The following is a 10,108-nucleotide window of genomic DNA, read 5'->3' as shown; positions in this document are numbered from 1 at the left end:
GAAGCACCGAAGCGAAGCGTAGTGCGGAATGCCCCGACCCTTGCGTCAGCAAGGGGCACGCCCAAAAAAATCAAATTATTTTAATAAGCAATCAAAGACGCTGTGTAAAATTTTGCCGCGTTATTTAGGAAAACGAAGCAAGAAAACGTTCTGCATCTAACGCCGCCATGCAGCCCGTACCTGCCGCAGTAACAGCTTGCCGATAAACCTTATCTTGAACATCCCCACAAGCAAATACCCCAGGAATGTTTGTTTTCGTTGTTCCAGGTACAGTTTTGATGTATCCTTGCTCATCTAACTCTAGCCAATCCTTGAATACAGCAGTATTCGGCTGATGACCTATCGCAATAAATACGCCCTCTACACTAATCTCCCTTTTTTGACCTGTCTTAACATTGCGAACTCGCACACCTGTAACAAATTCATCCCCTAAAATTTCATCTACCTCGCTATCCCATACCATTTCTATGTTAGGTGTTTTGAATACACGTTCTTGCATTATCTTGGAAGCTCGAAGAGCATCCCTGCGATGTATCATATACACTTTTTTACACATTTTAGCTAAATAGGTTGCTTCTTCTGCCGCAGTATCTCCCCCGCCTACTACAGCTACTTCTTTGTTTCGGTAAAAAAATCCATCACAAGTAGCACAAGCACTTACTCCCCCTCCATTCAATCTGAACTTTTGCTCAGAAGGTATGTTAAGCCACTTAGCACTTGCCCCTGTGGCAATGATAACAGCATCCGCAAGAATTTCGTGTTTGCCCTCATCAACAATAATTTTGAAAGGTCTATTTGAAAAGTCTACTGCGGTAACAAGTCCGTTACGAATATCTGCCCCAAAACGAAGCGCTTGCTTGTGAAAGTCTGCCATCATATCAGGACCTTTTACGCCATCAGGATAGCCAGGATAATTTTCTACATCGGTAGTTGTAGTCAGTTGACCGCCAGGCTGAAGCCCATGATATACAACAGGCTTGAGATTTGCCCTTGCAGCATAAATTGCAGCAGTATACCCTGCTGGACCTGAACCAATAATCAAACAATGAACATGCTCTGCCATACTTTAAGCAAAGAAACAAAATAATCGTAAAATTTTGCCTTGCCTGACAGAAAAATGGTAACCGTAGTTACTTTTTAAAGATTACGAGTCTTAGAAACTACCACAGGTACTGGGTCAACAATCCCCATAATGTCAGCAAAATTTCCGTAGTTTACAGAAAGCGTAAGATAGCCCAAGTCATTAAAATAAGCAATATAACTGCCGTTAATTTCTTGATACCGGTATTTAACTACTTTGTCAATTACTACACTGCGAACGCGAATAGAAAAAGGTTCATTGCCTACGTAATCCTCAAAAACATCCTGAGTAATGTTGGTTACCAAATTGCCATATCCATCAATATGAATAGAAACACCTTGTAAATCGCCATGAATAACAACAGGCTTTTGCCAGTCTTTTTTAATAATTTTTGGTTCTGCTTGGAGAAACTTGTTCCAAGTTTGTTCGGGTTTTTTCAACAGTTGTACAGCTATTTTAATCATGTCTGGCCAACTTACATAAAGTTTAGGTTTATCCGCAGCAGACAGTTTTACTTCGTAATTGTACCCTGATAGTGCCAAAGTCAAAGTGCCATTATTTAGACATAACACATATTGCTCATTGATTTTAGCACATAAAATTTGTTGGTGTTCGTATACATACACACTATTAACAGGCTGAGCTTGCACCATAATTAAATGAACAGTTTGTTCAGGATAATACATAAAAACGTTTTTGAAGACATAAGCGGCTTCTATAATGTTAAATGGGCTAATAGAATGAGACACATCAATAATTTGCGTACTTGGTAGTTCGGCTAAAATAGCTCCCTTTAACCTTGCGATTAAGTAGTTGTTTGCGCCAAAATCAGAAGTTAGAGTAACTATTCCCATTAAAAGCAAATGCAGCGTACAAATATATAAGCAAGTGTTTATTCTTTTGTAAAAAAAAGAATTTTTTACATTTCTTGTAGTACCGCATATTATGATTTAGTGTGAAGGACAAATGGATCATAAAGAATTTTACAAGGTAGCAGAAGTTATTCAAAAATTTTTTCTACTTTTGTATATCCAAAGTTTGGTATAAAATAAACACAGTATATGTCTGTATTTGGTTCAAGAAATAAAGGAACTAACGGTGAAGCCGCCCAACAAGCTGGTATCAACATCATAGGATTGGGCACTACTATTGAAGGCAATATAGATGCCCAAGGTGATATTCGCATAGATGGCAAAATTGTTGGGAATATCGTATCAAAAAGTAAAGTAGTTATAGGTCCGACTGGATTTGTAGAAGGAAATATCATTGCCCGAAATGCTGAAATTGCAGGCGAAACCGTTGGAAAGGTAAACGTTGAGGAACTTCTTACTCTAAAAAACACTGCCAACGTCAATGGGGATATCACTACGAGCAAGCTGATGGTAGAAACAGGTGCTAATTTCAGCGGTACTTGCCAAATGGGCGCTGTAGTAAAAGAACTCAATGGTGGAAACGCGGAAACCAAAGTGGCAAACGTACGCTAAGTACTACAGCTTAGGGTTTCAACTGATTGTAATAGTCAGCGGACTGCTGATCGTGGGCACGTACCTTGACCGCTACCTGAATCTATCCAAACCTTGGGCAACATTAGGTCTAGGAGCTCTGTCTGTAATAACGGCTTTGTATTATCTTTTTAGAACTCTTAAGTAAATATCCATTCAATTTGCTTGACTTCGTAATATTTGACTTGGTTGTCTTGCTGCATGGCTAGCCTGCCATAATCATCAATGCCGAGTATAATTCCTTCTATTACTTGATTGTTAGCTATGTAGTGTCTTTTTTCGTGATATCCAGCTAAATTTTGTGTGTATTCTACTTTTATTGCATCATACTGTTGATTTTTAAGTTTCAAGTAATAAGATTGAATTTGCTCACAAAGTAGCTTATACCAATACTCTAACGAGGTAACTTGACGTGTTTCCAAGAAACAAGAAGTAGCCTTGTAAGCCATTGCTCCAAACTCTTGCTGATTCACGTTAATACCTATGCCTACTACGCTACTACGCAACTGCTCTCCTTGAATCTGGTTTTCTATGAGTATCCCTGCTATTTTTTTATTTTCTACCAAAATATCATTAGTCCATTTAATATACACATTACGATGAGCAATAAAATGCTGCACAGTGTTTTTTACAGCTAAAGCCATAGCCATTGTAAGATAAAATTGTTTCTGTACTTGTAAAAAGTTCGGATATAAAACTATGCTAAACAGTACATTTTTGCCATGTTCGCTATACCATACACTGCCTTGTTGTCCCCGCCCTTGAGTTTGATACAAGGCTGTAATAATTGTCCCCTCAGGCAACTTAGTTTCCAAAAGAGAAACAGCTACTTGATTAGTAGAAGTAATTTCTGTAAAATGCAAATGATTCTTTCCAAAGATTAGTGTCATATTCTTTTCACGAATACTCATTTAGTTCATACAAATAATAAAAAATTAGCTATAATATGAAACTTCAAAAGAGGTTTTTGTATAAAAGACCTATCAAATAATGAGAAAAGGAATTTTTCTTTTGACAATGTTTGTGGTCATTAAAGCAAGAAGCGACATTCCGCTAGTCATTCCTTTTGAATACACTAATCAAATTCGTAACACACAAATTTATGATATTGCGGAATTAGATAAAGAAATCTACATTTCCACGAGTAAAGGGCTTTTTAAGTACAATGGTCAAGAACTTATTCATTTTTCCACCGCAGATGGCTTAAAAGATGATGAAGTGTTTAATCTACAAGTACATCAGGATACACTATGGTTCTGTTCCATTATGGGTAGACTGTTTTTCCTCCCCAAAAATCAAAGAATCATACAAGAATATACAGCTGTAAAGGAATATATCAAAACTTTTTTTTGGCATAATAACTACCTTTACTATGCAAATAATCGCAGTGAATTACACGTATGGAATGTAAAAAATAAAACGCAGCAATATATAGGTTTGTTACCTAGCATATTAGACTATAAGGTCAAACAATCTAAATTATTTTTACTTCACACAGAATTTGAGTATTCTATCTTAGACCTTAATGTAAAAAAGCTAATCAAAAAGCCTTCAAAATCTATTTCAAACGGCTATTCTGTGCCCATTCGTAACAAGCAAACACCATTGATAGATGCCCATTTATACAGTTTCTTTAAAGATAAACTTTGCGTAATAGACATTAATCTACAAACCCAAGAAGTCCTTACTGTAAAACCGAACACGGTTATTTATACAATTTTACCCTTACAAAACGAAATTATCGTAGGTACTCAACAAGGACTTTTCCAAGTACAAGGTAAAAAAGTAGAATGCATTTTGCCCGATATTTTTGCCACAAATATCTTTTTAGATAGCGAAAATACCGTATGGATTACTACTTTTAGTGGAGAAATTTATCTCATTCCTAATCTTAACCTTAGGACCTCACCTTTCATAGACCGAGCCGCAGTACAACAAGTTAGAAAGCTGCATCTCTTCAAAGGAAATGTAATCTATGGCACTAACACAGGGGAGGTTTTTCTTAACCATCAACCTTTCAAAGCAATTACCAAAAACTATGAAGCAGGTAAGCTAAATAGAATTCTCAACATTACTGATGACGGAAACAAAGTTTATATTACCCGAGATGATGGCTTTTTTATCTGTGATATCAAAAACAAAACTGCGCAGTACATTAGCACAAAGTTTACGATAAAGCGGACATTTGTCAATTCCTTTCCGTATTATGTCATTGGGGCTTACTATGCCGTTGTTTTGATGGATAAAAAAACACATAAAATACTCAAGCAATTCTCCTGCCCGCGAATAGCTGACATCATTCTATGGCAAGATAAGCCTTTACTTTGCACCTACAATAATGTTTATATTGTTCATTCTGATTCATTACAAGAAATACTCAAACAAAGATATAAAAGCAGCAAGATACGGTTTGCCTACTATGACAGTGTCAATAGACATTTGTATTTAGCGCATCAAAAAGGTATTGACGTTTATGACTCTCAATTGAACTGCTTACATCAAATTCAAATTGGTAATAACAACGATATCAATAAAATTCAAATTCACAAAAATCGAATTTACATTGCCACAATAAAAGGATTGTTTATTTTACCTGAGCATAGTCCTCAAAGCCAGGCTTTACCTGTACAAAATGTTTACAACCTGAACATATACGACATACGCATACAAAATGATACACTTCATTTTATTTCTGACGTAGGATACAGCTATACTCCTATTTCTGCCTTAACACATTCTTTGCCTAATATTCTAATTGAATACAAAATAAAAAATACTAATTATGCTCAAAACGAGGATAAAATCATTATACGCTATCCTGATAATTCCTTACAAATCAGTATTATCCCTAAAACAATCAAATACAGAACCAAGATAAATTATCAATACAGCATCACGGGCGAAGGTAAAACTCAAACTACGCCTTACGCGTTTTTGAGTATTCCTTTTTTTCACAGTGGAATGTATCAAGTTAAAATTACAAGTTTAGTTGAAAATCATCCTATTCGCCAGGATGTTCTCAAAGTTCACTTTGTTTTGCCAATATGGAAAGATAAAAACTTCAAAGTATTTGCCCTGATTATAGGTTTAATAAGCCTTTTGCTCATTTACATGGAGCATCTCATTCGCCGGGAAAAGCAAAAAGCTTTTCAAGAAAAACAGCAAAATCAAGCCTTAAAGTATCAATTACAAGCCGTACAATCGCGATTAAATCCACATTTTATTTTCAATGGTCTACAATCCTTGCAGTATCTTGTGGTGAGCAATCAGAATACTTTGGCAAAAGCTTACCTTAATGATTTTGCTTCCCTGACCCGAAAATTTTTAACGTATTCCCAACAGGAGTTCTGTTCCATAGAAGAAGAAATTGCTATTCTAAAAAATTACCTTAATCTTGAAAACATTGCACACAATAACCAAATCAAATATGAATTTATTCTTCAATTAGAAGACGAGATGATGTTTCAACAGCCTATCATTCCTTCTTTAATTCTGCAACCTTTGGTAGAAAACATTTTTAAACACGCTTTCACAGAAAACTATCCTTCTCCACAGATTGAGATTAGATTTATAGAAAATGTTGAGAAACAAAGGTTAATTGTAGAAATTGAGGACAACGGTATAGGAATGTCCAAAGAAATTTTACCTCACTCCAAAGGGCTTCAGCTCATTATGGACAGATTAAAAATCATTAACCAGACTTACAAAACACAGCATTATCTTGAAATTCTTCCTGCAAATAAGTTTAGTTCAGGGACTTTGTGTCGTTTAATTTTTCAATTCAAGGGCGTATGAAAAAGAAATTTGATGTATTAGTATTAGAAGACGAACACCTCAGCCGTAAGCACATTATACATGAGCTACAGCAGATAGAGGAGTTTGAGTTCAACATTTATGAGTCCTCTGATATTCTTACAGCAAGGCAGTTGCTCATAAAGCACAGACCTCAATTATTGCTTTTAGATATTCAAATTAAAAGCCAACTTTCTTTTGAACTATTAGAAAATTTACCTTTTTCTGACTTTCAAATTATCTTCATTACTGCTTATGACCATTATGCTGTTAAAGCCATTAAGCTTTCTGCTGTGGATTATATTCTCAAACCTATTCAAACTGAGGAATTTCAGCAAGCCATTCAAAATGCTGTAGAAGAGATAGAGAGAAACAATTTTTACAACAAATTGAAAATGGAGCATTTCAAACATACTTTTAACGAACCTGAAGAAAGTATCATCGTACATTCAGGGCGAGAAGCGTTTAAGGTTTATTATCGTGAAATTTTATACTTGCAAGCAGACAGCAATTATACCCGTATTTATTTCATAAACAGGAATCCTGTAATGGTAGCTAAAACCTTAAAGTACTACGCTGAACTACTCAAAGAGCACTTCATTAGAACGCATCAATCTTATTTAGTCAACAAGTCTCATATTGACAAAGTCATAAGTACAAAGCAAAAGAGTGTAGTACGTATGGTTAATGGTGTAGAGATACCTATTTCGACACGTATGCGCCACATTATTGATTGGGAAGAGATATAATTTTTATTTTTTTGGGCGTGCCCTTGTGGGCGTTTCGCTTGCGCTCATGCCCACAAGGTCGGCGTGCTTCGGGCTGCGCTTTCGCTTCGGTGCTGCGCTTCGCTCCGCACCGTGCTAACGCACGCCCTCCGCATGCCTCACGCAGGAATCAGTTTTTTGCGCCCCCGCTTCGCGGGGGCGCAAAAAAAAACACTCCCACCCCCTTACCAACTACTAACCTCATTCAAAATTGATAATCAAGCATATATAAATAACCTTCCTATTCCGTAGCTTAAAAATTACCACGTATTCAAAAATTACACTTGCTTCATTCAAAGAAAAATACTATATTTGTAGCAATAAGTTGTATTCTATGAAAAGCGTACTATTGATAGGGGTAGCATTTATAGTCAATTTTGCCTTTGCCCAAATCAGAATTGACAAAACTAACAAGGAAGGTATTCCTGTGCGCGGGATATGGTCAGTAAGCTTTCCTAATGAATACACCAGAATAAATTATAGTTCTGACTTAGAACATGCCAAAAAGGACGGAAAAGCACTTCTGATAGAAAACAAAGCCTTAAAATTATCTCTCGTTTTTGTGGAAAAACGCGTAGTAATTTTTGACTACTCCGATTCAGGTACAGAGTACTACTACAACACACACATAGATTACCCAAAAGAAGGAACAACCCTAGACCTATCAAAAGTTGACCTATGTGTAGGACAAGGCGATGATTGTATAAAAACAATGGAAGAAAAGAAAAAATACATCAACGAAGCCTATGCCTACTACTTGAAAACTATTCCCCAAGACACACAACACCATGCTGAAAATTGATGCTACAAATTCAAGCTACACGCCTTAGTAAAAACTATAACCGTCAAATCGTATTCAAAAACTTTTCAGCTATTTTTGAAAGTGGAAAAAAATATGCTATTCTCGGACCTAATGGCTCGGGAAAGTCTACTTTATTAAAAGTTCTTTCACAATACACTACCCCTGAGAGTGGTACTGTGGAGTATTATCACAATCAGAAAAGAAAAGAACCTCATCTCATTTTTAAGCACATTAGCTATGTAGCCCCTTATGTCGCATTATTTAGAAATTTTACTACCACAGAAATGCTAGAATGGATAAGACAAAGCAAGGGGCTTAGCTATTCGCCAAAAGACATTTTAGAAATAACGCAGCTTTATCCTGTAAGAAATAAATACCTCAAACACTTATCCTCAGGCATGCAGCAAAGATTGAAACTTGCCACTGCCATTTTTGTACCCGCAGAAGTGCTTTTTCTAGATGAACCTTGCACTAACCTTGACCAAACAGGAATACAGCTTTATCAAAACTGGATACAAACGCATACGCTTTCTAAAATTGTTATTATTGCTTCTAACCAACCTCACGAATACGAAATGTGTGATATGAACTTCAACATGCTGAACTATAAGTAACCAGATATCAAATTTATGTCAATCAGCAGGTATATTGCTTTACGTTATTTTTCTATTCAAAAGCCGCGTAACATTATTCAATGGATTTCATGGGTAGGTATATTGGGCATAATGGTGGGAACTATGGCTTTGGTAGTTGTTTTAGCAGTGTTCAATGGCTTAACTGACCTTATTCAGCGCAGCATATCTCAATTTGACCCTGACATAAAAATTATTGCTAAACAAGGCAAATACTTTGACCTCAATCAAAATTTAGAAAAATATCTCAAAGAGAAAAATATTTTATTCACCAAAGTTTTAGAAGGCAAGGCGTTAGCGAGTAGTCGGTCTAATCAGCATCTAGTTTATGTAAAGGGCGTAGATGAAAACTATGAACGAACATCAGGTATAAAAGAAGTTATTTATCAAGGTGAGTACAATCTAAAAGGAAGCAACATTATCTTGGGCTACGGAGTGGCTTATTTGCTTCAAGCTAAACTTGAAAATTTTCTCTCACCTACGCAGCTAAAAGTACCAAAAATGTTCAAAGGCATGCCCATGAACGAAGATGCAGCTACTAACTCAATCAATGCCATCAATGCAGGCATATTTTTCTTTAATCAAAAGGAATTTGATGATCAGTATATTATTTGTCATCTACGGCTTGCCCAAGATCTTTTCATGCAAGAGAACAAAATATCGGCTTACGAACTTAAATTAACTCATCGCAAAGACATCTTTGATATTCAAAAGGATTTACAGCGCAGGTGGGGCGATCAGTATGACATTTTAACGTGGTATGACCAGCATAAAACGTTGTATAAAGTGATGAGTGCAGAAAAGCGAATTGCTTTTGTGGTTATTTTTTTGCTCACGCTTATTGCGGCATCTACTATTTTAAGTGCCTTAATGATGTTAGTAATAGATAAACAAAAAGACATAGGGATTTTATTAGCAATGGGCGCAGGTCCTAAGCAAATTCAAGGTATTTTTTTATGGCAGGGCTTTTTAATGGGCTTATTCGGTGTAACTTTGGGCGTTATAGGCGGTTTATTGATATGTTTTTCGCAAGATTATTGGCATTGGTTTAAGCTTCCCAACCCAGAGAGTTTTGTGATAGATTATTACCCTGTACAAGTACGCCTAACAGACATAGTAGTGATAGCATTTTCCACTTTATGTGTTACAGTTTTGGCGGCTTTTTATCCTGCTCAAAAAGCTTCACAAATAATGCCTAAGTTTTTGGTACAATAAAAATATAAATTTTTTGGGCGTGCCCTTGTGGGCATTTCGCTGCGCTCATGCCCACAAGGTCGGCGTGCTTCGGGCTACGCTTTCGCTTCGGTGCTACGCTTCGCTACGCACCGTGCTGACGCACGCCCTTCGCATGCCTCACGCAATGGATCTCTGAAACCATCGTTTCTCTGTTTCATATACCAAGTTTTAGCTTGTAAGTAGTTGTACTTCAAGCTTAAACAAGGTAAAGACATAATAGCACAGGTCATCTGCGTGAGGGGCATGAAGCATGCCGTTAGGCAGTACGAAGCGCAGCGAAGTACCGAAGCGAAGCG

11 protein-coding genes are annotated in these 10,108 nt (G+C 36.6%); 8 read left to right on the top strand and 3 right to left on the bottom strand.

The genetic code is table 11. The annotated features are described in order from the left end of the window. Nucleotides 1-124: 124 nt before the first annotated feature. Nucleotides 125-1,063 (bottom strand): thioredoxin-disulfide reductase, encoded by a 939-nt coding sequence (trxB, locus tag NZ519_08530; GenBank protein ID MCS7028797.1) that lies wholly within the window; start codon nucleotides 1,061-1,063, stop codon nucleotides 125-127. A 74-nt stretch (nucleotides 1,064-1,137) separates the two neighbouring features. Further along, the gene (locus NZ519_08525; GenBank protein ID MCS7028796.1) at nucleotides 1,138-1,935 is read right to left on the bottom strand and encodes an SAM-dependent chlorinase/fluorinase; all 798 of its coding nucleotides are present in this window, start codon (nucleotides 1,933-1,935) and stop codon (nucleotides 1,138-1,140) included. 207 nt (nucleotides 1,936-2,142) lie between these two features. On the opposite strand from NZ519_08525, the gene NZ519_08520 reads away from it, so the two are divergent. Next, nucleotides 2,143-2,565 carry a polymer-forming cytoskeletal protein gene (locus NZ519_08520; GenBank protein ID MCS7028795.1) on the top strand — a complete coding sequence of 141 codons (423 nt, stop codon included), beginning with the start codon at nucleotides 2,143-2,145 and terminating at the stop codon, nucleotides 2,563-2,565. A gap of 158 nt (nucleotides 2,566-2,723) precedes the next feature. Here the strand turns inward: NZ519_08520 and NZ519_08515 are convergent, their stop codons facing one another. Next, nucleotides 2,724-3,494 carry a biotin--[acetyl-CoA-carboxylase] ligase gene (locus NZ519_08515; GenBank protein MCS7028794.1) on the bottom strand — a complete coding sequence of 257 codons (771 nt, stop codon included), beginning with the start codon at nucleotides 3,492-3,494 and terminating at the stop codon, nucleotides 2,724-2,726. A gap of 106 nt (nucleotides 3,495-3,600) precedes the next feature. On the opposite strand from NZ519_08515, the gene NZ519_08510 reads away from it, so the two are divergent. The 7 genes from NZ519_08510 (at nucleotide 3,601) to NZ519_08480 (ending at nucleotide 9,995) form a co-directional block, all read left to right on the top strand. Then, a complete protein-coding gene (locus NZ519_08510; protein ID MCS7028793.1) occupies nucleotides 3,601-6,378 on the top strand; it encodes a histidine kinase in 2,778 nt (925 codons plus the stop codon). Next, nucleotides 6,375-7,124, top strand: coding sequence for a LytTR family DNA-binding domain-containing protein (locus NZ519_08505; GenBank protein MCS7028792.1), 750 nt, complete (start codon nucleotides 6,375-6,377; stop codon nucleotides 7,122-7,124). Before NZ519_08510 ends, NZ519_08505 begins: the two co-directional genes overlap by 4 nt. A gap of 11 nt (nucleotides 7,125-7,135) precedes the next feature. Then, entirely contained in the window at nucleotides 7,136-7,357 is a 222-nt protein-coding gene (locus NZ519_08500) for a hypothetical protein (GenBank protein ID MCS7028791.1), read from the top strand. A gap of 119 nt (nucleotides 7,358-7,476) precedes the next feature. Beyond that, on the top strand, nucleotides 7,477-7,944 hold the full coding sequence (locus NZ519_08495) for a hypothetical protein (GenBank protein MCS7028790.1): 468 nt from the start codon (nucleotides 7,477-7,479) through the stop codon (nucleotides 7,942-7,944). Further along, nucleotides 7,944-8,558, top strand: a complete 615-nt coding sequence (locus NZ519_08490; protein MCS7028789.1) for an ABC transporter ATP-binding protein — start codon at nucleotides 7,944-7,946, stop codon at nucleotides 8,556-8,558. The genes NZ519_08495 and NZ519_08490 overlap by 1 nt, the downstream gene beginning before the upstream one ends. A 15-nt stretch (nucleotides 8,559-8,573) precedes the next feature. Further along, nucleotides 8,574-9,791, top strand: a complete 1,218-nt coding sequence (locus NZ519_08485) for an FtsX-like permease family protein (GenBank protein MCS7028788.1) — start codon at nucleotides 8,574-8,576, stop codon at nucleotides 9,789-9,791. A gap of 27 nt (nucleotides 9,792-9,818) precedes the next feature. Beyond that, entirely contained in the window at nucleotides 9,819-9,995 is a 177-nt protein-coding gene (locus NZ519_08480) for a hypothetical protein (protein ID MCS7028787.1), read from the top strand. Nucleotides 9,996-10,108: the final 113 nt, after the last annotated feature.

Source organism: Bacteroidia bacterium, from assembly GCA_025056095.1.
Lineage (GTDB): Bacteria > Bacteroidota > Bacteroidia > JANWVE01 > JANWVE01 > JANWVE01.
This window is presented reverse-complemented; position numbering and strand designations above follow the sequence as displayed.